Origin of the sequence: Methylibium sp. T29, assembly GCF_000576205.1 — a bacterium.
In the GTDB taxonomy this organism is placed as follows: domain Bacteria; phylum Pseudomonadota; class Gammaproteobacteria; order Burkholderiales; family Burkholderiaceae_C; genus Methylibium; species Methylibium petroleiphilum.
Genome location: NZ_AZND01000599.1, coordinates 1 through 585, shown reverse-complemented (window position 1 = coordinate 585; position 585 = coordinate 1). Strand labels below are relative to the sequence as shown.

Here is a 585-nt window from a genome sequence, read left to right as displayed (position 1 = left end):
CTCGCGGCGCTGCCGGGACGCCAAGCCGACTTCCGGCACGCCATCGACACGGCGCTGGCCTATGCGAGCGTCGTGCGATGCCCGCGCCTGCACGTGATGGCCGGCCGGCTGCCGGCCGGCACCGAACGCGCCGCGCTGCAGCCGACCTTCGTGGAGAACCTGGCGTGGGCCGCGAGGCAGGCCGCCGGAACCGGCGTCGATCTGCTGATCGAGCCGATCAACCTGCGTGACATGCCGGGCTACTTCCTGAATCGCCAGGACCACGCGCACGAGATCGTGCAGCTGGTGAACGCGCCCAACCTGAAGGTGCAGATGGACCTCTACCACTGCCAGGTGGTGGAGGGCGACGTGGCAATGAAGCTGCGGCAGTACCTGCCCACCGGCCGCGTCGGCCACCTGCAGGTGGCCGGCGTGCCGGAGCGCCAGGAACCCGACATCGGCGAACTGAATGCAGCCTACCTGTTCGACGTGATCGACGCGCTGGGCTACGGCGGCTGGGTCGGCTGCGAGTACCGGCCGCGCGGCGAGACGAGCGCCGGCCTGGGCTGGCGGCAGCGCTGATCCGCCGACGGCCCGGTTCAGGCC

At 71.3% G+C, this 585-nt stretch carries 1 protein-coding gene; it reads left to right on the top strand.

From position 1 onward, the window contains the following. On the top strand, positions 1-561 hold a 561-nt coding region (locus tag x551_RS23050; protein WP_036236889.1), incomplete at its 5' end, for a TIM barrel protein. Positions 562-585 lie beyond the last annotated feature (24 nt).